This window comes from Paenisporosarcina sp. P4_D4 (genome assembly GCF_056401835.1).
Genome location: NZ_JBFUIO010000010.1, coordinates 37,281 through 59,232 on the forward strand (window position 1 = coordinate 37,281; position 21,952 = coordinate 59,232).

Sequence of the window (21,952 nt, forward strand, 5' to 3'; positions counted from 1 at the left end):
CGCCTCCACTCCAATCAACGGATTTCGCTTCTATTTGCGTATCTCTTCATATTATTTCATTAGTAAGATGGTCGGCTATTTCTGAAGACTCCTGCGGAAAAACGAAATAAGCTAGACCCCACAGGCTCAGCTGTCATAGACAGCTGAGCCGAGGAGGCTAGCGTTTCGTCCGCGGAAAGCGAAAGAAATAGCCGACCATAATATTTTTCGATAGAGTGCAAAAGATAAGCAAGCTGAAACCGCTTACTCCTAAATGGAGTAAGCGGTTTTTCATTGAACAAAGCTGTATTTAGTTCTTCTTAACAAACTCAGATTTCAACTTCATAGCTCCAAAACCATCAATTTTGCAATCGATATCATGATCACCATCAACCAGACGGATACTTTTCACTTTTGTTCCTATTTTCAGGACAGATGAACTTCCTTTTACTTTCAGGTCTTTGATGACGGTTACGGAATCACCATCATTCAATACATTTCCATTTGCATCTCTAACTACTTTATCTTCATTACTATCTTCATTCTTTGATTCCAACGTCCACTCATGTGCACATTCCGGACAAACCAACATATTCCCATCCTCATAAGTATAAGCTGAATGGCATTTCGGGCAATTTGGTAAAACTGACATAAATTTATTTCCTCCAAGCATTATTTTAATTCCATAGACAAAGGTTCGTCTCAATCTATTTTTTCACGATAAGTTTTCCTTCACAAGTATACAACGCATCCCACAAATATAAAAACCCGGTCAGTTGTATTCCTGATCGGGTCTTCAAGCAAAATCGGGAAATGATTCAATCCATTTCCATTGGATTTCCTTTACGCTGACGAATTTGATAATAGTTCAATTGCTTAAATAACTCAGAAGAAGTATCTTGGTTCACTTCAAATCCAACACCGTATTCAATATCATGCAATCTTATGGACTTACGAATAATAGATCCTTCCAATAAAAAAGGACTACCTAAAATTTCAAAACGACATGTTACTGGTCTCTCCAATGGAATATCCATAGATGAGATGAATTTCAAGCCTCTCACACTTACATTTTCAATCTCTACCGGCATGAAGAAGATTGCTCCATCCAATGAAATTTCTCCATTGATTGATTGATGAAATACCACTCGAAAAAACTCGCGACGATTCTCGCTCATTTCGTTTCCCTCCAGTTAATAATAACTTCTATCACATATATAAATTAACGAGCAACCCTTTGATTTCACCGACCAAACGAAGCGTATTAAGACCTTCATTTTCATCATTTAATACTTCATCCTGGACTTCAATGAGTTTCTGATCAATCACTTCCACTAATTGATGCGTTTTCATTCCACCACTTTGATTGAAGCTTTGTTTTTCGGACAATTGCAACCCTAAACTTAAGGATTCCCCGATGAACTGCTTTACTAAGTTTTTATAATCCAAGAGGTTTTCAAGGGTTCTTTGCTTAGCCAGCCTCTGCCCTTGTGAATCCACACGAGACATTAATTGATTTAAAGAATCCAGGTGCAATTTAGTCTGTGATTTTCTCATCATGTTGGCAAAAGAATCGGATGTCTTACTTTCCACTGCATTTTTTGAAATCCTGTCGTTTGAAAAGTTCGTTTGCATTCCAATACGCAAATGAAACACCTCATTCTACTTTTGATAACTTTGCTTTTTCTTGAACATATTCAGGACAAGCTCCACTTCTCCCAGATCAATCTGCAATACTTTGGCAATTTGCTTTTCAGAAAAACCTTGTTTATACAATTTCAACATTTTATCATTTTCCTGATCATTGACTGCAGACGCTTCGGTGTACGCCTGCTTTACATCGTCTTGCTCCCCCAAAGGAAACGTCTTAGCGGAGCTATCCGTCGTTACGGTGTTGAGTTTTTCTTCCAACATTCGGATTCTCTCATCGAGTTTACTATCTTTCACTCGAATATAGTCGATCATTTTCTCATAAAGTTCATCATTTTCTTTTTCCACACTCGTCACGAATTCTTCCATGCTTCCGTGAATGGCGTCTATATCTTCTTTCATTTGAGCCCTTTTTTGTTTCAATTCGGCTAATACAAGAAATGACCTGATATTCACCAATATAACTAAAATAATCATTGCGATCAGAAACCAGTCCAAGGGTATCACCTTATCCTTCTATCCTTTTTGAAATCAATAGTTTTCGTGTATTGCCAGTGTCGCTGACCTTAAACGAAGTATTGCTTTAGAGTGCATTTGGGAAACTCGAGATACACTTACACTGAGCACTTCCGCAATTTCCGTTAATTTCAGTTCCTCGAAATAGCAGAGTGAGATGACAAGCTTTTCTTTTTCTGGCAAGCGTCCAATCGCATGTGACAATGATTCTTTAATCATCTGTGCTGTTAAATGGCGTTCCGGCGATTCCGCTTGATCGTTTTCAATCATTGAATATTTTCCGACCTGATTATCCTCATCGTAGACAGTCTCATCGATTGATATCATGGTAGACAGTGCCGCTTCTGAAACCGTTTTGTTCAGTTCTGCTTTTGTAATCCCTAAATAATCACTGACTTCCTCATCTGTAACAGAATCATTTTTCTGCTGCTCGAGAATTGCGTAGGCATTTTCGATTTTCTTCACTTTATCCCTTACGGAACGTGGTAACCAATCGCTATGCCTCAGTCCATCAATGACCGCTCCTTTGATTCGCCATGACGCATATGTTTCAAACTTCATATCTCTATCCATATTGAATTTATCAAATGCATCAAGCAGTCCCTCATATGCGAAACTACGAATGTCGTCCTTATCGACTGTTTTAGGCAAACTGATCTTAAATCGTTGAACGATGTAATCAACCAACGGTAGATAGCGCTCGACTAAATATTCACCCGCTTGTGGATCACGCTGTTTTTGCCAATTTCCCCAATAGGCCAGTTCTTCTTTAGACAATTTATTGTTCAACATGAGTTTCACCACCACTGATAAGAATGCCTTATGCTTTTATTTAGAATCTGTTAAACTATATTGTTGATTTCCGTTCCAACGCACTTTCATGTTTCGAAGCTAGCGTAGCGATGCAGAAACAGACGGACGCCTTCCACTACAATCATCAATTAGAACAGTAATAGTATATCGCTTAATTTTTAGTGATATATGGAGCAAAATAGCGTAGACTCCTGAGGGAAAACGAGACAGTCAAGACCCCGCAGAAGCGAAGCGCCGAGGAGTCTTGGCGCTCACCCTAGAAAAGCGTAGCTGTTTTGCGGAATATCAACAACAACATTTAACATTGCTTTTATTTAAAAAGCATTTTCAATAAAAACCCTTTAATCCCAAGCTTATAAGAAACAGGAAGTTGAAGAAATTCGTGTGTCACATTTTGCATAGCCTGCGAAGCATGACAGTTTGGAAAAGCCAATAAAAACGGGATTTGTTTTTTGACGGCATTTGGAATATTTATATCACTTGGGATAAACCCCAATGTCCCGATTTGTTTATTTAAAAATTGCTCGGTCACTTTTTTGAAGTTATCGGCTGTTTGTTTTCCTTCTTTATCACTCGTACATTGATTGATGATAAGTTTAATATGTACATTCGTATCCTTCGCGTGAACCATCTTCACTATGGAATAAGCATCGGTTATCGAAGTGGGCTCTGGGGTAGTGACTAGAATGACGTCATCAGCCGCTAAAATAAACCGTAAATTTTCATAAGATAATCCCGCACCAGTATCCAGAATAATATAATCCACAGATCCTTGTATCGAGCTTAACTCACTGAAAAATTTGTTCATTTTCGTTTCATCCAGGCTGAACATCTCATTAAATCCCGATCCTCCTGAGATAAATAACAAGCCATTCGGTCCTTCTTCGATAATATCCCAAATAGATAAATCCTTTTCGATCATGGTAGCGATGGATTCTTTGTTGGATCTGCCGAGTAATACATCGACATTCGCAAATCCCAGGTCAACGTCAAAAATTAGGACTTTCTTGTTTTGTTGAACAAGACTCAAAGCAAAATTCAGTGCGAAGTTTGATTTTCCGACACCACCTTTTCCGCTGGTGACGGCAATAATCCGGGTTTGTCTCCGCTCTTTTTGGGGTGTCTTTTGCAACACTTTTTCCCTTAATTTATTAGCTTGATCAATCATTTTCATCTTCCTCTAATACGAAGTTTGCTATTAATTCAGGGGTTACGGTAAGAATATCGTCTGGAACATTTTGGCCATTGGCAATATATCGTATTGGGATTGAGTAATGATAAATCAAGTTCAAGATGGCACCAGATGAACTGGTTTCATCTTTTTTTGTCAAAATCAGCTGGTCCATCACAATTGTTTGGAAATTATCAATGATTTTCTTCATATCCTCGTACTTGGCGGTAAGGCTCAACACTAAGTTAATTTGTATTTCCTTCTTGTCTGGAAGCATCTGCTTTAGATCATCAATATACTGTTTTTGTTGATAGTTTCTGCCGGCCGTATCCATTAGAATGATATCGCAGCCGCTTAAATCATCTATAGCCGCACTCAGGTCGACTGAAGATTCCACTACTCTGATTGGGATATTCAAAATGCCTGCATACGTTTTTAATTGCTCCACTGCTGCAATCCGGTAGGTGTCTGACGTAATCAGTCCCACTTTTTTATCTTCACTCAGCAAATAATCAGCCGCTATTTTAGCAATGGTTGTGGTCTTTCCTACTCCGGTTGGACCAATAAAACAAATGATATCTGCTTTTCTTCTGCTCGGTCTTTTTTTATGGGCATTGATCAACTTGATGATTTCTCTTTTAGCCAAAGCTTTAATTTTATCTTCTGAGGTATTAGGATGCTGTTCTAAAACCAGCATCAGCTTAGCCATTATCTCCGATTGAACTTCTGCGGTAATTCCTTGTGCATTTAATTTTTTATTTAGTGCTTTTAACGTCTCTGGCAAACGGTCTTCATCAATCACTTGGAACATGAACTGCTTCAGGCTTTTCAGTTCACTCATCAGCTCATCCAGATTTCCCTCATTCTTATCAATCGGACTTACTGATTTATTTAACTCAGGATCCTCGTCCATTTCCTTTTCAGAAGCTTGAATCTCAGGCTTGATTGATACGACTCGCTTTGATTCACTTGGTGCTGGTTCAACTGCAGCAATTACTTCAAGTTTGGCTTTCTTGAAAAAACCTAAGTAACCACCTGTTTTAATTTGCTTTGTATTTAAAATAAGAGCGTCCGGACCCAAGTCTCTTTTGATCTTGGGTATGGCCTCGGTCATATTATTGACAACATACGTTTTCAGCCTCATGAGAAACTACCCACCCCTCCTGAGATATTAACGACTCCAACACTTTGGATCTCTACTTCCGGTTCCAATTCATTATAAGAAAGGACAGGAAGATCTGGTGCAAATTGTTCGACGAATTGGCGCATATACATGCGGGTTGCAGGCGATGTCAGCAATATAGGCTGCACACCGGATTGTTGAAGCTGAGTGACTTGTTCCGAAATCTTTTGAAAAATGGTTTGTGAAGCTTCTGGGTCAATCGATAAGTAGCTCCCTTGTTCAGTACGATGCACAGACTCTGCAAATTTTTTCTCGAGACTTGCACCTGCCGTAATAACCTGTAATGCCTCATTAGGATTCGTATATTGCAAAGTGATTTGTCTGGATAAAGCTTGTCTCACATACTCCGTCAATACATCTGTATCTTTCGTTTGAGGTGAGTAGTCTGCCAACGTTTCCAAAATAACGAGTAAATTTCGGATCGACACTTTTTCCTTCAGCAGCTTCATGAGAACCTTTTGCACTTCCCCTATTGCCATTAAGTTTGGAATCAATTCCTCAATGACGGCAGGAGAGTTTTCTCTTAAGTTCTCAACCAAGGTTTTTACTTCCTGTCTGCCAATAAGTTCGTGGGCATGTTTCTTGATAACTTCCGTTAGATGGGTCGAGACAACAGAAGGTGGATCGACAATTGCATATCCTGCCATTTCCGCTTCTTCTTTCATTTCTTCATTGACCCATAATGCTGGCATCCCGAATGCCGGTTCTACCGTCGCAATACCTTCAATGCTTTCGTCATCAACTCCAGGACTCATTGCCAAGTAGTGATCAAGCATAATCTCACCTGAAGCCACTCGGTTACCTTTTATCTTAATGACATATTGATTTGGAAAGAGTTGAATATTGTCGCGGATTCGTATGACAGGCACCACAATTCCAAGTTCAATCGCGCATTGTCTGCGAATCATAATGACGCGGTCCAATAAATCCCCACCTTGATTCTTATCAGCAATAGGAATCAAGCCGTATCCGAACTCGAATTCGATAGCATCCACATGGAGGAGGTCAACAACACTTTCAGGACTTTTCAATCCTTCCAGCTCCTGTCCTTCATTTGAAGCTTCTTTCTCTTCCTCTTCTTCGGCATTCAGTGTGCGTTGCATTCTATAGCCTCCGAACGCCACAAGCCCAGCAACTGGAAACACCAATAAAGGACTGATAGGCGTGAAAATAGCAAATAAAGAAAGAGTTCCTGCCACCACATAAAGCAGCTTTGGATAAGCGAATAATTGTTTCGTAATATCTGAACCTAAGTTCCCTTCTGAAGCGGCTCTTGTTACGACGATGCCGGCTGCAGTAGAAATCAACAATGCAGGAATCTGGCTTACCAGACCGTCACCGATGGATAATAAGGTAAATAGTTGAGCAGCTTCACCGATTGGAAGTTTGTGTACGACAACTCCAATGATTAAGCCACCGATAATATTAATGAGAACGATAATAATACCAGCTATCGCATCCCCTTTAACGAACTTACTCGCACCATCCATGGCACCGTAGAAATCAGCTTCCTGACTTACCTTTTCCCTGCGTTTTTTAGCTTCCTGGTCAGAAATCATTCCTGCTCCAAGGTCTGCATCGATACTCATTTGTTTACCTGGCATAGAATCAAGAGTAAAACGAGCTGCTACTTCCGCCACACGTTCTGACCCCTTAGTAATGACCAAGAACTGAATAATAACTAAAATTAAAAACACCAATATACCAATAACGGGACTTCCACCGACTACGAATGAACCGAACGTTTCAACAACTTCTCCCCCTGTTTGATTGGTTAAAATAGATCGAGTTGTAGAAACATTTAATCCGAGACGGAACAACGTTGTCAGTAAGAGTAACGTAGGAAAGATTGAAAATTGAAGCGCTTCTTTCGTATTCATCGCTACTAAAATAATCGTCAAGGAAATACTGATGTTTATCATAATCAAGAAGTCCAGTAAAATCGGCGGAAGAGGAATAACCATCATCACGACAATCATAATGACTGAAACTAAGACGAGATAATCTTTGATTTTCATGCTGTTTCCTCCTCCCATAAATTCATTTAATCTTTCCTTTTAAGCGATAGATATATGCTAAAACCTCTGCAACCGCCAAAAACAATTCTTCTGGAACATAGTCACCTATTTCCACTTGGTTGTATAGAGCACGGGCAAGGGGTTTATTTTCCATAATCACAATTTCAAGTTCTTTAGCTTTTTCTTTAATTTTCAGGGCAAGATGGTCTTTCCCCATTGCAATGACCATTGGCGCTTCCATGGTTTCTGCATCATACTTAATTGYAATCGCATAGTGAGTGGGGTTTGTAATCAGAACATCTGCATTCGGCAAGTCCTGAATCATTCGATTCATGCTCATTTGTCTTTGTCGTTCTTTAATTTTGGATTTAATCAGAGGATCTCCCTCTGCCTTCTTGAATTCATCCTTGATGTCTTGCTTAGACATTCGAATGCCCTTTTCAAATTCATACTTTTGATACATGTAATCCATTATGGCTAAAACTAATAAGATAATTGATGCAACCATCCCCACCTTGAAAACAAGGGAACCGATAAATGACAAGGAATCGCCGATACTTTTTTGTGAGAGTAAAAACAACTCTTCTTTTGCCGACCATAAAACATTAAAAGCGGCAAAGCCAATAATGGCGATTTTAAGTAATGACTTTACTAGTTCCACCAATGCACGCATGGAAAAGATTTTCTTGGCACCTTCTATCGGATTCAAACGTTCAAGCTTCATCTTGAGAGGCTCTGTCGTAAATAGAGACCCAACTTGAATGTAATTCCCCAAAAAGCCGAATACCATCGCAATAATCATAATTGGAGCCGTGATCATTATTGCATTGAACGTCATTTGTTCGAACAAGGTGCGAATATTTTCCGGGCTCCACTCCCATCCAATATACTGAGTGAAATTGATTTGAAAGATTGCTAGAAGCCGATCCAGTATCCAGCCACCCAAAAAATTGAGCAACATAATTCCACCAAGCATAATTAATGCAGCAGGTACTTCAGCACTTTTGGCCACTTGACCTTTTCTTTTTGACTCCTGCCTCTTTTGAGGTGTTGCTTTTTCTGTCTTTTCCGAAGCAAAAAACTGTAAGTCGAGAGGATATCTTTTTTGCACTTATGGTCCCCCCATCAACTTAATCAGCTGAGACATGCTTACCATTATTTTTTCGAACAGGATTTGTAATAAGTAAAAGAAAATGGGCATCGAAAGTAATAGCATGATAAACCCTACAAAAATCTTCAATGGCAGCCCGACTGCAAAAATGTTTAATTGTGGGACGGTCTTGGCTAAAATGCCAAGAGCTACATCAATCAGAAATAGTGCGCCAACAATCGGTAATGCGATCTGCAAGGCGATGACGAACATTTCTACAAATAATGTCGTGAAAAAATGAGTGATGTCACCAAAATCAGCCGAGAAGGAAACAGATTCAACCGGAAATGACTTGAAGCTTTGCATGACTCCATCCAGCATTAAATGATGTCCATTAACGGTCAATAAAAAAAGCAGTGCCAAGATATATTTGAAGTGACCAATAATCGGCACCTGACTGCCTGTTTGCGGATCCATCACACTGGCAATGGCAAAGCCCATCTGAAAATCGATGAATGCTCCCGCTATTTGAACTGTGTATAACAATAATGCTGCTGTAAAGCCAAGTGCGATGCCTACTGCAAGTTCTTTTATGATCAGCAGGATGTAATGGGAATCCATTAGAAGTGCTTCATCAGCGTCCATTCCGGATAAGGCAATTAATGAAATGAAAAACCCCAATCCAACCTTGAATTGGTTCGGAACACCTTTCATTGAAAATAAAGGCGCAACGAGGAAAAAGCTAGTTAATCGAACAAAGATCAGCAGTAGATATGGGTACATCTCAAAAATAGTATTCATATCAATCCCACTATCCGATTAGTTGCGGAAGTTGTTGGAACAAATCTCTTGTAAAATCCAATAAGATCGTCAGCATCCATGGTCCAAACAACACAATGGACAAAAACACTGCCAATATTTTCGGAATGAACGCAAGTGTCTGTTCCTGAATTTGTGTCATCGCTTGGAACACACTGACAATCAGTCCGACAGCAAGTGCAATTAATAGCATGGGAGCAGATATGATAATGATCATATATATCGATTGTTCCGCTAATTTGATCACCGTATCTGGAGTCATCGTTTTCTTCCTTCCCTAAAAGCTGACAAGCAGCGATTCTATAATTAAATACCAGCCATCAACCAAAACAAACAACAGGATCTTGAATGGCAACGAAATCATGACCGGAGGCAACATCATCATCCCCATGGCCATTAACGTACTGGCAACAACCATATCGATGATCAAAAACGGGATAAATATGACAAAGCCAATTTGAAATGCAGTCTTCAACTCACTGATGGCAAACGCCGGAATAAGCGAGCTTAACGGGATATCTTCAACGCTGTCTGGCTTTTCCAAACCAGCGTATTTAAAAAACAAAGCGAGATCTTTTTGTCGCGTATGTTCTGCCATAAATTCCTTAATTGGCATCACTGCAGTATCCAACGCTTTCTCTTGTGCGAGGTCCCCCGCCAGATATGGCTGTAAGGCCGTTTCGTTAACTTCATTAATTACTGGCGTCATAATGAAAAAGGTCATAAACAGGGCTAGTCCGACTAGCACTTGGTTCGGTGGCATAGACTGTGTCCCTAAACCGGTACGAACAAATGACAACACGATGATGATTCGAGTAAAACAAGTGAGCATGATCAAGATTCCTGGAGCCAGCGAAAGGATGGTCATCAGGAACAAAATCTGCAATGTAATGGAAACATCTCCCGGCGCATCCGTACCAAAATTGATGCCAGGAATGCTAAGTGAAAGAAGGAAGTTTGTCATCATCATTCTGATTTACCTTCCTTTTCATCATCTGCTTTGTTCAAATCTTGCTTGAGTTGGTCTTGTTTACTCTTTTGTTTATTCAGGCTTTGCTTGAATAATTGTTCAAAACCATTTGTAGGTTTAGATTCCAACCGCTTGCTTATCTTTTCTTTCGAAAAATCGACGATCGAGTTCGATAAATTCATGATCGGGTTTGACAACATATTTGGTTGCTGCTCTAAATCATTCTCAATACTGCTAATCTCATCCTTATTTGAAAATTCCTTAATCAATGTGACTTGATCTGCCACTCCTAGTAGATAAACCTTGTCACCTACTTTTACAAGTTGAAGTGATTTATTGTTACCTAATGGAGTTCCGCCCATTAATTTAACTGCTTGATTTGGTTGGAATTTCTTTTGTCTTACTGCCAGAAACTTAATCAATCCATAAATCATGACGAGAATCAGCAACGTATAGAATATAAGTTTAATAATGATGGTCACTAGACTAGTGTTTTGAGTAGGCTTTAACTCCTCTTCAACAACCGGCTCTACCTTTTCATCGGACTGATTTTCTTCAGCCAAAGATTCTTTTACGGTCGGATCTTTAGCAGCATTTGCCAAATTCGGGGTCAACATCACATATAAAGTGAAAAGTAAAATCATCGCAAGTACTTTTACATATTTTTTTTGAATCAAACCTGGCAAACTCCTTACTTACGGCATTAACGTAGTTTTGAAATACGCTCTGCTGTGCTTAAAATATCTGTTACACGGACGCCGAAATTTTCATCAATCACGACAACTTCACCTACAGCGATTAACTTGTTATTGATTAAAATATCGACAGGTTCACCTGCCAATTTATCAAGTTCAATAATCGAGCCCTGGGAAACACTCAAAATTTCTTTCACCATTCGTTTCGTTCTTCCCAGTTCAACCGTTACTTGAAGTGGAATGTCGAGTAACATGTCCAAATTGTTCGGTTCTGAATGTGCGGAGCCGGATTCATCGAAATTTGAAAACTGAACAGATTGGATTTTAGGTGATGAACCTGATTCGTCCGTTTTAGTAGTTACATCTGTTTGAGTAGTGGATTGAAATTGCATTTCTTTTGTCTCCTCTGGATGACTTCCTTCTTCCAATAAATCTGTTAATATTTCTACCACTTGTTTCCCCAAGCGGACAGGAATATATAGTTGAAGGCTGATATTTTCCTGAGTACCTATTTTCAGTTGGAAATCTGCTTCTACAAACCATTTTTCATCAGTAAATTTTGCAACAGGGAAGTCTTTCAGTGTTTCTATCAAGTCCATCGATGACAAGGAATGGGAAACCTCTTGGTCTAGTACTGTAGTCATTGATTGTGAGACAGAAGTAAACATTTTTTGTACCACTTCTTCTACCACTTGAAATTGTTTTCTGATATGTTTCTCTTCGCTGTCCGTAGAGATCAGGTTTGTCATGGTCTGAACATCATCTACATGTAGGGAAAGAATTTGTAAGCCGTTGATGCCACCCTCATATTCTCCCAGGACCACGATGAAGGGCTCTTTTGTATTGGTTAATAACTGATCATTTTGTCTGATGATTAGTTTTGGAGTAGAGAAACTTACTTGCTGAGAAAATAGAGTGGTAAGCACTGCAGACGAACTTCCCAGTGATACATTCAATAACTCTGTCAATGCTTCCATTTCACGCTTCGATAGGGAACTCTCGGAAATCGTTTCATCGTCCGTTCCACTTTGCTCCAGTAAACCTTTGATTTCATCTGGAGATAACTTATCAGTTTTCATCGAATTCATCTCCTTCTCTATGAACTTCGGTTACTTGCACAGCCATTCGTCCTTTCGAAACCCCAGGTTGTGCAAAAAATTTCTGTTTATCATCTACCAATATTGTTACAGGAGCATCGTAAGACTCATTTAAGCGAATGACATCACCGCGTTTAAGATTCAAAAAATCGCCAACGTCTATCGTTGATCGACCTAATATTGCTTTAACATTTAGTTTCGTGGCTTGCAATTTCTTCTCCAAGGCTGCAACTTCCTGATTAACCACGTTTTTTTTCTGATTAGCCAACCAATGGCGAGCGGATAACTTCGGTAAAATTTGCTCCAACACTACATGCGGCAAACAAATATTGATGATTCCTTCAACATCACCAATTTTTGCATGCAATGCTACTATAATAACTGTTTCATTAGGCGGGAACATGGTTAAGAACTGAGGATTCACTTCTATTTCTTTGAACTCCGGAGACAGTTTTACTACAGACGACCAGGCTTCTTGAAAACTGATCAGTGCTTTAACAAAAATCCGTTGAATCACACTGATTTCAATTTCCGTTAAATCGCTGCTTTTTAGGGAGATGTTCCCTTGTCCACCAAGCATTCTATCCACTGTGACATACACCACATCCGGAGAGAATTCCATAACCATGCTTCCTTGAAGCGGTGGCGCTTTAAAAACACCCAAAATGGATTTCTTCTGAACATTATTGATAAATTCCTCATAAGGATATTGCTCAACAGATGTAACAGAAATCTGCACGAATGTACGAAGCTGTGTAGAAAGATAGGATGTCAGCAGTCGGGCAAAGTTTTCATGTATTCTATTTAGTGTTCGAATTTGATCTTGTGAAAAACGCATTGCCTTTTTAAAGTCGTATGTTTTAACATTTCTTTCCTTGCTGGGTTTAACCGGCTTAGGTTCTTCCTTTTTCAAGGACGATAGAATGGTCTCAATATTTTCATCTGATAAGAAATCCACTAGGACCGTCCTCCCTTCATTCCATCCAGTTTGGCTTCTGCAAACTCGGCAAAAGGTTTAATTTTTGGTAGTAAGCTGTCACTTTATTCGTTACTTCTTCAACTGACTCCAAAACATGTACTTTCTTTCCTGACCCCAACGTGACCACAGTATCTGGAGTGGATTCAATTCTTTCGATATAAAGAGCATTTAATGTAAATGGTGTTCGATTAAGTTTCGTTAATTGGATCATGTTAAAAGCGGCTGGAGAGACGCTTCATCCCTCTCAGCCTGCCCTCCCTATTTTATCGTTTCAAGTTTACGACTTCTTGTAAGATTTCATCAGAAGTAGTAATCGTACGTGAGTTTGCCTGGAAACCACGTTGAGCGATAATCATTTCTGTGAATTCCTCTGTCAAATCAACATTGGACATTTCGAGCATGCCTGAACCCACTTCGACATTATTTGTCGTTGCAGTTCCAATCATTTGAGTCAGTGTTTGTGAATCAGCTTTAGAAGTTAATTCATACAAAGATCCGCCTGATTTATTTAGTCCAGCTGGATTGTCAGGTTGTGCAATTGCGATAGAAGCAATTATTGTTTCTGTTCCATTCGCGTCTTTACCAACTACTTCACCTAAGAGATTGATGCTAAAGGACTCATAAGTATTCGAATCAATCTTAATTGGTTCGTAGATTGCAGGGTTTGTGGCAGGTTCTCGTCTACCAATTACATTGTAGCCCTGTGAAGTAACAAGATTCCCTTGTGCATTAACAACAAAATTACCAGCTCTAGTCAAATAGCGATCTGCAGTACTATTAGCCGGTACCGTTGGATCTTGAACTACGAAGAATCCATCGCCATTTATAGCCACATCTGATCCAACACCAGTTGTCATAAATGAACCTGGATTATGAATCACATTGATTGCAGAAGTCATTGATCCTAAACCAACTTGCATCGAATTAACACCACTGCCTGATAAGTTTTGACTTAATAAATCCTGGAAGTTGATTGTGCTTTTTTTGTATCCAATCGTGTTTACATTCGAAATATTGTTCCCGATCACATCTAATTTTGTTTGGAAACCTTTCATACCTGATACTCCAGAATACATTGAACGTAACATTTGTTTTTCCCCTTTCAAATATTGCCTTATCCCTTTTGTGGATTAGACAATTTCCTGTTCATTTATTGTTTTTGACTCTTTTTCAATACGATGGATTGAGTCGATTGGAACCTTGATGTTGTCCTCAAGCTCGACTATTAACTCCCCATTTACGATTTCTAGTCCCTTGACAATCCCCTCACCTGACTGCAACTCCCCGTTTACTTCCCGCTCCCAATACACCTTGTTACCAATTAAATCAGCATTTTCGGATAGTGACTGTCTCCATTGAAGACCAATAAACAGATTCATTGCCTGATTCAAGTTTGTTAACTGTTCCAAACTGCTGAACTGAGCCATCTGTCCGATGAATTCCGTATCTTTCATCGGCTCCAAAGGATTCTGGTTCTTCATTTGTGTCACAAGGATTTGCATGAAAGCATCTTTACCAAGTCCATTTTGTGGCTCTGTGTGCATTGTTGCGCCTGCCTTCGGCATTTTGACCGTGCTAGAACTATTCACATTCATTGCAATGCCCCTTCCTCGTTATATTGTATAATCTACTTTCATTAATCCCTCTGACGAATGGTAACGTTCTATAGCGGCTTCTTCTTCAATTCGTTGATAGCCGTTTTTATTGTGTGATGCGTTTCCTTGCTTTTGTTGTTGCTGTTGTTGCTGTTGTTGTTGTGAAAAACGCTGATCTGGGTGTGCGTTTTGTTGTCCAAATGATGGCTGCGAACTCTGTTGCGAAATTTCAATACGATCAAGCGTTACACCCTGCTGAAGCAATGAATTTCTTAACTGATTCACTTGAAGTTCCAACACTTCTTTAGCCAGTAAGTTACTGGTGAAGATTTGGGCTGCAATCTTTCCTTCTGAAGCTGTCAAACGAATATCCAGTTGTCCGAGATGTTCTGGAAAGATGTTCACTTTTATTTGCGTTCCTTCTTGCGTGCCATTTAAACGGAAAGAACCTTTCAGCACCCCACCTAACTCTTCAATCAGGTTTGACATATGAACAGTTGGTGCTGGTGGCGGTGGTGCACTTGCTTCCGGGCGCGTTGGAGCTTGGCTAGCTTTTGCGACTTCCGATGCAGCGCCAGTTAAAACTTGGACATTCACTTCAGTTGGAACAGGTTCCACTCGTGCAGCGTTACCATCCAATTGTTGAAGCTGTGAAATGGATTGTGTTGATAGTGGTCGTGAAGTGTCTACAATCAGTCCATTATTCCTTGGAGGTTCAGTTAACTGTGTTTGGTCAGTTGGTTGTTGTGTAAAACTGTCCATTTGTTTAAATATTTTTGCCACTTCATTTTGCTGTTGTTTTCCTGTAATAGCCTGCTGTTCGTTATCAAGTTGCTGGATAAAGGCGACCAATTGTTTAAATGCCTGCTCTAATTTTTTCGGATCAGCTAAAATATTTTCTTCTACCCCCACAAGTTCTGCAGTGGCTTCGAATGATTTAGTAACAGTTGATTGTTTTTGAATTTCCTGATCGATCTGGTTCAGCTGATTTATCAGTTTTTCCTGAACTGAATCACTCGTTACTTGGCCAGGCTCGACACTATGTAGCTGGTTTTCTATTTGAACCGTTTGAAGAGAAAGCATCTGTACGATTACATACATCATTTCCTGCTCTTCAGGTGACAAATTTTCTTTCGGTATTTCCTGCAAGGTTTGCAACACATCCTGAAGTTTTCCCAGCAGTGCTTCCTGTTGATTTACTTTTTCTTCGCTTGCACTTTGTCCTTCTGCAGTTACAGAACCTAATAGTGCAGCGAAATTTACCGTGGCTGACCCACTACTTTGTTTTGATGCAATGGGCTTTGAAGTTGAAATGTTGGAAGGAATAGATAAACTCATAGTTTCCATTTTTTCATCACCCTTCAGCTAAACTTGCTTGTGTTGTTCGGTAAAACCTTGTACTTGCCAATTCATCGAAGAAATTCTGTTCTGCCATTTTGCTTTGCTCAACATATATAGTAAGTTCTTGTTGCTTTAGATTTCCCCATGTCTTTTCTTCTTGAGCTTTCATTTGCAAATGAGTTTGTTTTCTCGACACATTGTTCTGTAAATGCTCCAGCTCGCGATTCAAGGAAATCAATAGCTCCTGAAGTTGATGGATATAATTGACCAACATTCTTAATTCCGAAATGTTGACTCCATCCTGCTGTTTTTCTTTTTTCAAACGTTCTGCATCCATAATTTTTTTATGGATTGCTTCTTTTTTTCGATGGCCTATTTCTTGTTGTTTGATGGCATCCGCCATTTCCATTTGCGCCAAGCCTTTTTCATTCTCTTTTAAATCCAATATTTTTTGAAATCTAAAGTTGAATTGCGTCACGTCTGTGCTCCCCCAAATTGCGCTGTTAGCCGGTCGATACTCTCTTCCAGCTTTGTCTTTTCATAAATATCTTGTTGCAAGAATTCTTTTATCAGTGGATAGGAACGGATGGCATCATCTATTTCTTTGTTGGCTCCGCTTTTGTAAGCGCCGATATTAATCAGATCTTCCGATGCATCATAAGCTGCCAACAATCTTTTGAATTCAACAGCTGCCTTCTGGTGCTCGTCCGATACAACATCATGCATGACCCGACTGACACTCGACATAATATTGATTGCCGGGAATTGACCTTTTTGAGCTATTTTCCGATCCAATACAATATGCCCATCTAGAATACCTCGGACAGCATCGGCAATTGGTTCGTTCATATCGTCTCCATCAACCAGCACTGTATAGAAAGCGGTAATCGAGCCCTTGTTAGACGTTCCGGAACGTTCCAGCAATTTTGGCAGCAGTGCAAAAACACTTGGTGTGTATCCTTTACTCGTTGGTGGCTCACCAACCGCTAGTCCCACTTCACGTTGTGCCATAGCAAAGCGTGTCACCGAGTCCATCATCAACATGACGTTTTTTCCTTGATCACGGAAATATTCCGCAATGGCTGTAGCGGTCATAGCACCTTTTATTCGTTGTAATGGCGTCTGATCGGAAGTTGCCGCAACGACGACCGACTTTTTTAACCCTTCAGGACCAAGGTCGCGTTCAATGAAATCTCGAACTTCCCTGCCCCGCTCACCTATCAGAGCAATTACATTGACATCAGCTTCTGTATTGCGGGCAATCATACCAAGCAATGTACTTTTTCCGACGCCACTTCCTGCAAACACACCAACACGCTGGCCTTGTCCAACTGTCAATAGTCCATCAATGGCTCTTACACCAACTTCCAATGGTTTATCGATTCTCGGTCTTTTCAATGGATTCGGTGGTGTATTATTGGTTGAATATTTCTTCAACCCTTTCGGAAGTATGTTTTCATCCAACGGCTGGCCCGTTCCATCGAGAACTTTTCCTAAAATAGATGGTCCCACTTTGATTTGGAGTGGATATCCGGTTGCAACAACCAGGCATCCTGGACCTATTTGAGATACGTCCTTCAACGGCATAAGCAAAATTTTGTTTTCTTTGAAGCCGACCACTTCAGCTTCAATTGGCCGCTCATAGTGGTTCGGATACAACAGACAAAGTTCTCCAATTTTTGCATATGGTCCTCTTGATTCAATGGTCAGGCCGATAACTTGAATCACTTTCCCATGCTTTTTTACTGGCTCAATCTCTTCCAATAATTCGAGGTACTCATCTTCCCTTAGGTTCATCGTTGGTTTTCTCCTCACAATAAGCCAGTAAGTGCTTTTTAATCTCCTGCAGCTGACTGTCAATCGTGACATCATAAGAACCACTTGCCGTATGAATCATACAGCCACCTTTGGAAAGGTTGGCAACCGGAACCAATTTAAACTCTGAGTCAGCTTTTACATAGGTCTTTAATTCTTCCAGAAACGGTAAAATTATCGGATAATCTTCAAGCGATACTTGCATAGTGACATCTTCTGACTCTTCTATATGCTTTAAGGCTTGCTTTACGACGTTCAGTAACTGGTCATCATGCTGCTTCAATTCTTTTTTGATAACTTTCTCAGCCACTCTAACGCTGAGTGACAATAAGAAAGACTCAGATTCCTGAACAATTTTTGCCTTTTCTTCGTATGCCGTCTCTATCAATACATGCATTTCCTCGCGTCTTTGCCGGAATTCTTCTTCCGCTAACAGCTTGCCCTGCTCAAAACCCGCTTGAAAACCTTGTTCAGATGCTGCTTCTGCCATTCTTCTAGCTTCCTGCACGGCTTCATCTTGCTTTTCTGACCACCAGTGTTCAATTTCCGTTCGGGCACTTTCCATTTCATTATTCATTTGCTTCTGAAGATCTCCGTACTGTGTTTCCAATGCTTCGATTTCCATTAACAACTGTTTCTTCTGCAAAACTGGATCGAGTTCTTGTTCATTCAAGTCCAATGTTTTGCTTTCTATTTTTTTTGTATGAATTATTTTCTTTTCATTGGTCGGGAGCGAATGCGAGCGAATGATATTAGACAATCACTTCATTCCCTTCACCACGGGCCACGATGATTTCGCCTTTTTCTTCTAAACTACGAATCAACGTAACAATGTTTGTTTGTGCGTCTTCTACATCTTTGAGTTTCACAGGACCCATTAATCCAATTTCTTCGCGAATCTGATCTGCCCGTCTTGTAGACATATTGGAATAAACCGTATCCTTCACTTCATCACTTGCTACTTTCAATGCGTAAGTTAAATCTGCATCATTAACTTCACGAATGACACGTTGAATGGCACGTGTATCCAAGTTCACGATGTCTTCAAATACAAACATCCGCTTCTTGATTTCTGCAACAAGATCAGGAGTTTCGGTTTCCAGCTTAGAAAGAATAGCTTTCTCGGTACCACGATCCACTTTACTTAGCACTCTAACAATTGCTTCTACACCACCGGTAGATGTGTAATCTTGTGATCCAGTAGCCGAAAGCTTTCTCTCAAGAATTTGTTCAACCTGATGAATAACCTCAGGCGAAGTACTCTCCATTAAGGCAATCCTCCTTGCTACTTCTGCTTGCTTTTCAGGAGGCAGTGCAGAAAGGATTTGCGATGATTGCTTTGGTTCCAAATACGATAGTACTAGTGCAATCGTTTGTGAATGTTCATGCTGTAAAATATTCAAGATTTGATTCGGATCTGCTCTTCTTGCGAAACTGAACGGTTTAACTTGCAACCTGCTCGTTAATCTGCCAATTGCATCCATTGCCTTTTCTTTACCTAGCGCTTTTTCAAGAATATCCTTTGCATATTCTAGGCCGCCTTCATTCATATAATCTTGGGCAAGAATCATTTCATAAAATTCATCGATTACCTGTTCTGTTTGACTGTTTTTTAATTGTCGTATATTTGAAATTTCCATTGTTACTTGATCAATTTCTTGTTCCGTCAACTGTTTAAAAATTTCCACAGACACGTCCGGTCCCAATCCCACTAACAATACGGCAACTTTTTGTATCCCACTTAGCTCTCTTGCATTTTTAGCCATGTGTCACCCTCCTACTCATCTGCCATCCAAGAGCGTAACAATTTAGCAAAGTCTTCAGGTCTACCTGTAGCAAGCTTTTCAATCGTTTTTCTCTTAGGATTTGCTTTTGTATTGAACTCGGATAGGTCAACCTCAGCTTCTTCAAAGTTGCTGACTTTTTCGATAGGTTGATTAAACATATCAAGAACATATTCTTCTTCTTCCTCCATGCGTTCACGCTTCCTTTTACGGATTATGAAGATTAAAACTATCAGAATCAGAAGTAGGACAACACCCCCAACGATAATCCAAAACAGTGGGTTCGAGATATTGTTCATTGACAACAAAGATTCACCCTGTGCTTCACCGTCAACCACAGGTTTTCCTTGGAACTCCGTTGCGAATACTGATATACGGTCATCCAGCGCTTCTTCCGTCACTTGCGTTCCATTCATGCTTAATGAAGTACTTACCGTGTTTTTCAAGAGATTGCTGATATCATCTATATTTTGTTGTGTTAAGCTATCCGGATTTTCAGGATTGGGAGGTTCAACTCCAACATTGATTGTTATGTCATCTATGACATATGGACTCAATTCAATTTGGCGGTTGATTCGATTGACTTCACGATTGATACGTTCTTCCGTTTTATCGGATTTCGAATTCCCCTCACCATCAACCCCTGGGTAATTGGCGATTTCAGTCTCTCCAGTCCCAGTTGCATCAGCAATAGCCGCCCCTTCACTCGAATAGGACTCTACAATTCTTTCTACACTGATATCGATGCCTTCATTCTTTTCTTTATCCACGGCTTCAACCAGGTTTTCTTCCCGCTTTTCCTTGGTGAAATCAATCGTTGTCATGACTGACACGACCACTTTGTCATGTCCCAGTGTCAATCCCAGCATTTGTTGCAGTTCACGCTGAATATCTCGTTCAATATCCTTTTTGATTTCCCGTTGCTGTTGATAGACAGATAAGGCCGTATCCAGTTGGTTTTCTTTTTGAATCTCGAAAACCTGACCATTTTGATCCATTATGACAATTTCTTCTTGAGGCAAATTGGGTACACTTTTACTGATTAGATGATACAGACCATTGACTTGCTTCTGATCTAGTTGAAAGGATGGATCACCTTTTACAACAACAGATGCCGTTGCCACTTGTTCTTCATCCGATATCCAAACATTTTCTTTTGGAAGTGTGATCATTACGTTTGCTTCGGTTACGCCATCAATTTGCTTAACCAAATCAGCAAGTTCGTTTTGCATTGCGTCTCGTTCCACTACATCAAAATGACGATCTGTCATTCCCAACCCCATATTTTCACTGAAGATGCTGTAGTTTACGTTCCCGCTTTTCGGAATGCCGTCCGCTGCCAAACTAACTTTTAAGTTGGCCACTTCTTCATTCGGCACACTGATAGACTTCCCATCAGATGAAACTTGTACTGGAATTCCTTGCTCTTCGATTGCCGTCTTGATTTCACCAGCCTCTGAAGGAGACAAACCAGTATATAGCGCCGCAAAACTCGGGCGGGAGTTTAAAAAAACAAATACAAAAAGTAAAAGTAATGTGATAAAAAACGTGCCGGCCACAGACCATTTTATTTTTGGAGAAAAACTGCCCCATGATTCTATTATTTTGTTTTTATAAACCAATATTTTTTCTTTCATTTATCTCATCTCATCCTAAAAATCATAGTTGCATTCTCATCACTTCTTGGTAAGCTTCAACAACCTTGTTTCGTACTTGAACGGTAAGTTGCAAAGAAAGACTTGCCTTTTGTGAAGCAATCATCACTTCATGGACATCCTGTACTTCACCCGTTACCAATTGGTTGGTCAGTTTATCCGATGTGTTCTGTGCGGCATTTACTTTTTCGAGCGTTTGTTTAAATAGTTGACCAAAACCTTCCACCTTATCTTCAGGCTTTAGTTTTGTGATTGATTGGTTTTGTATAAATGGTGTTTGAGTCAAGCTTAATTTATCCATAGTGCCTCCTAGCAATCTGATAGATTATTTACCAATCTCCAAAGCTTTTATGAACATATTCTTCGAAGCGTTCAATGCTGTAATATTCGCTTCGTATGAACGTGTTGCAGACATGAGATCGACCATTTCTTTTATCGGATCAACATTTGGCAAACGAACATACCCGTCATCGTCAGCATCAGGATGAGAAGGGTCATAGGAAAGTGTAAATGGTGCTTTATCTTCATCAATTTTTGAAACAGTAACTCCCGAAATTTTAGAAGACTGATTATTCATTGCCGACTGAAGTTGCTGTTGAAATGGTGATACCCCACTTTGTGATAATTCCACAGATTTCCGACGATACGGTACCCATTCGCCGTTTACAAGTTGCGCACGAGATGTGTTGGCATTGGCAATGTTTGAAGAAACAACGTCCATTCGCATACGATTCGCCGTTAACCCTGATGCACTGATATTAAAACCATTAAATAAGCTCATA

At 39.9% G+C, this 21,952-nt stretch carries 26 protein-coding genes; all 26 read right to left on the reverse strand.

Annotated features, from left to right (window positions below; translation table 11 throughout):
- Positions 1 to 289: 289 nt before the first annotated feature.
- Positions 290 to 631: a zinc ribbon domain-containing protein YjdM gene (locus AC1DSL_RS04790; protein ID WP_477531361.1), complete on the reverse strand. Its 342-nt coding sequence runs from the start codon at positions 629 to 631 to the stop codon at positions 290 to 292.
- Positions 632 to 797: 166 nt separating this feature from the next.
- Positions 798 to 1,157, reverse strand: coding sequence for a PilZ domain-containing protein (locus AC1DSL_RS04795; protein ID WP_477531362.1), 360 nt, complete (start codon positions 1,155 to 1,157; stop codon positions 798 to 800).
- Positions 1,158 to 1,188: 31 nt separating this feature from the next.
- The gene (locus tag AC1DSL_RS04800) at positions 1,189 to 1,626 is read right to left on the reverse strand and encodes a YaaR family protein (RefSeq protein WP_016429550.1); all 438 of its coding nucleotides are present in this window, start codon (positions 1,624 to 1,626) and stop codon (positions 1,189 to 1,191) included.
- A 15-nt stretch (positions 1,627 to 1,641) separates the two neighbouring features.
- Entirely contained in the window at positions 1,642 to 2,031 is a 390-nt protein-coding gene (locus AC1DSL_RS04805) for a DUF6115 domain-containing protein (RefSeq protein ID WP_477531363.1), read from the reverse strand.
- Between the two features lie 129 nt (positions 2,032 to 2,160).
- On the reverse strand, positions 2,161 to 2,937 hold the full coding sequence (locus AC1DSL_RS04810) for a FliA/WhiG family RNA polymerase sigma factor (protein WP_477531364.1): 777 nt from the start codon (positions 2,935 to 2,937) through the stop codon (positions 2,161 to 2,163).
- 331 nt (positions 2,938 to 3,268) lie between these two features.
- Complete coding sequence (locus tag AC1DSL_RS04815) at positions 3,269 to 4,126, reverse strand: MinD/ParA family protein (protein WP_477531365.1); 858 nt, start codon at positions 4,124 to 4,126, stop codon at positions 3,269 to 3,271.
- Positions 4,119 to 5,273, reverse strand: a complete 1,155-nt coding sequence (flhF, locus tag AC1DSL_RS04820) for a flagellar biosynthesis protein FlhF (RefSeq protein WP_477531366.1) — start codon at positions 5,271 to 5,273, stop codon at positions 4,119 to 4,121. The genes AC1DSL_RS04815 and flhF overlap by 8 nt, the downstream gene beginning before the upstream one ends.
- The gene (gene flhA, locus AC1DSL_RS04825; RefSeq protein ID WP_477531367.1) at positions 5,270 to 7,330 is read right to left on the reverse strand and encodes a flagellar biosynthesis protein FlhA; all 2,061 of its coding nucleotides are present in this window, start codon (positions 7,328 to 7,330) and stop codon (positions 5,270 to 5,272) included. The genes flhF and flhA overlap by 4 nt, the downstream gene beginning before the upstream one ends.
- 22 nt (positions 7,331 to 7,352) lie before the next feature.
- Positions 7,353 to 8,441 (reverse strand): flagellar biosynthesis protein FlhB, encoded by a 1,089-nt coding sequence (gene flhB / locus AC1DSL_RS04830; protein ID WP_477531368.1) that lies wholly within the window; start codon positions 8,439 to 8,441, stop codon positions 7,353 to 7,355.
- Positions 8,442 to 9,221 (reverse strand): flagellar biosynthetic protein FliR, encoded by a 780-nt coding sequence (gene fliR, locus AC1DSL_RS04835; protein ID WP_477531369.1) that lies wholly within the window; start codon positions 9,219 to 9,221, stop codon positions 8,442 to 8,444.
- A 10-nt stretch (positions 9,222 to 9,231) separates the two neighbouring features.
- A complete protein-coding gene (gene fliQ, locus AC1DSL_RS04840) occupies positions 9,232 to 9,501 on the reverse strand; it encodes a flagellar biosynthesis protein FliQ (protein WP_016429542.1) in 270 nt (89 codons plus the stop codon).
- Positions 9,502 to 9,516: 15 nt separating this feature from the next.
- Complete coding sequence (fliP, locus tag AC1DSL_RS04845; RefSeq protein ID WP_477531370.1) at positions 9,517 to 10,209, reverse strand: flagellar type III secretion system pore protein FliP; 693 nt, start codon at positions 10,207 to 10,209, stop codon at positions 9,517 to 9,519.
- Positions 10,206 to 10,886, reverse strand: coding sequence for a flagellar biosynthetic protein FliO (locus AC1DSL_RS04850; protein ID WP_477531371.1), 681 nt, complete (start codon positions 10,884 to 10,886; stop codon positions 10,206 to 10,208). Before AC1DSL_RS04850 ends, fliP begins: the two co-directional genes overlap by 4 nt.
- Before the next feature lie 26 nt (positions 10,887 to 10,912).
- A complete protein-coding gene (gene fliY / locus AC1DSL_RS04855) occupies positions 10,913 to 11,983 on the reverse strand; it encodes a flagellar motor switch phosphatase FliY (protein ID WP_477531372.1) in 1,071 nt (356 codons plus the stop codon).
- Positions 11,973 to 12,959 (reverse strand): flagellar motor switch protein FliM, encoded by a 987-nt coding sequence (fliM, locus tag AC1DSL_RS04860; RefSeq protein WP_016429538.1) that lies wholly within the window; start codon positions 12,957 to 12,959, stop codon positions 11,973 to 11,975. Before fliM ends, fliY begins: the two co-directional genes overlap by 11 nt.
- 16 nt (positions 12,960 to 12,975) lie before the next feature.
- The gene (locus AC1DSL_RS04865) at positions 12,976 to 13,191 is read right to left on the reverse strand and encodes a flagellar FlbD family protein (RefSeq protein WP_036660291.1); all 216 of its coding nucleotides are present in this window, start codon (positions 13,189 to 13,191) and stop codon (positions 12,976 to 12,978) included.
- 52 nt (positions 13,192 to 13,243) lie between these two features.
- Complete coding sequence (locus AC1DSL_RS04870; RefSeq protein ID WP_036660289.1) at positions 13,244 to 14,068, reverse strand: flagellar hook-basal body complex protein; 825 nt, start codon at positions 14,066 to 14,068, stop codon at positions 13,244 to 13,246.
- Between the two features lie 42 nt (positions 14,069 to 14,110).
- Positions 14,111 to 14,575 carry a flagellar hook capping FlgD N-terminal domain-containing protein gene (locus tag AC1DSL_RS04875; protein ID WP_477531373.1) on the reverse strand — a complete coding sequence of 155 codons (465 nt, stop codon included), beginning with the start codon at positions 14,573 to 14,575 and terminating at the stop codon, positions 14,111 to 14,113.
- A gap of 18 nt (positions 14,576 to 14,593) precedes the next feature.
- Positions 14,594 to 15,922, reverse strand: coding sequence for a flagellar hook-length control protein FliK (locus AC1DSL_RS04880; protein WP_477531374.1), 1,329 nt, complete (start codon positions 15,920 to 15,922; stop codon positions 14,594 to 14,596).
- A 7-nt stretch (positions 15,923 to 15,929) separates the two neighbouring features.
- Complete coding sequence (fliJ, locus tag AC1DSL_RS04885; protein ID WP_016429534.1) at positions 15,930 to 16,394, reverse strand: flagellar export protein FliJ; 465 nt, start codon at positions 16,392 to 16,394, stop codon at positions 15,930 to 15,932.
- Positions 16,391 to 17,713 carry a flagellar protein export ATPase FliI gene (gene fliI, locus AC1DSL_RS04890; RefSeq protein WP_016429533.1) on the reverse strand — a complete coding sequence of 441 codons (1,323 nt, stop codon included), beginning with the start codon at positions 17,711 to 17,713 and terminating at the stop codon, positions 16,391 to 16,393. The genes fliJ and fliI overlap by 4 nt, the downstream gene beginning before the upstream one ends.
- Complete coding sequence (locus AC1DSL_RS04895; protein ID WP_477531375.1) at positions 17,694 to 18,491, reverse strand: FliH/SctL family protein; 798 nt, start codon at positions 18,489 to 18,491, stop codon at positions 17,694 to 17,696. Before AC1DSL_RS04895 ends, fliI begins: the two co-directional genes overlap by 20 nt.
- Complete coding sequence (gene fliG, locus AC1DSL_RS04900) at positions 18,484 to 19,497, reverse strand: flagellar motor switch protein FliG (RefSeq protein WP_477531376.1); 1,014 nt, start codon at positions 19,495 to 19,497, stop codon at positions 18,484 to 18,486. Before fliG ends, AC1DSL_RS04895 begins: the two co-directional genes overlap by 8 nt.
- An 11-nt stretch (positions 19,498 to 19,508) precedes the next feature.
- A complete protein-coding gene (gene fliF, locus AC1DSL_RS04905) occupies positions 19,509 to 21,152 on the reverse strand; it encodes a flagellar basal-body MS-ring/collar protein FliF (protein WP_016429530.1) in 1,644 nt (547 codons plus the stop codon).
- A gap of 22 nt (positions 21,153 to 21,174) precedes the next feature.
- Entirely contained in the window at positions 21,175 to 21,471 is a 297-nt protein-coding gene (fliE, locus tag AC1DSL_RS04910) for a flagellar hook-basal body complex protein FliE (protein WP_477531377.1), read from the reverse strand.
- A 24-nt stretch (positions 21,472 to 21,495) separates the two neighbouring features.
- On the reverse strand, positions 21,496 to 21,951 hold the full coding sequence (flgC, locus tag AC1DSL_RS04915; protein ID WP_477531378.1) for a flagellar basal body rod protein FlgC: 456 nt from the start codon (positions 21,949 to 21,951) through the stop codon (positions 21,496 to 21,498).
- Position 21,952: the final 1 nt, after the last annotated feature.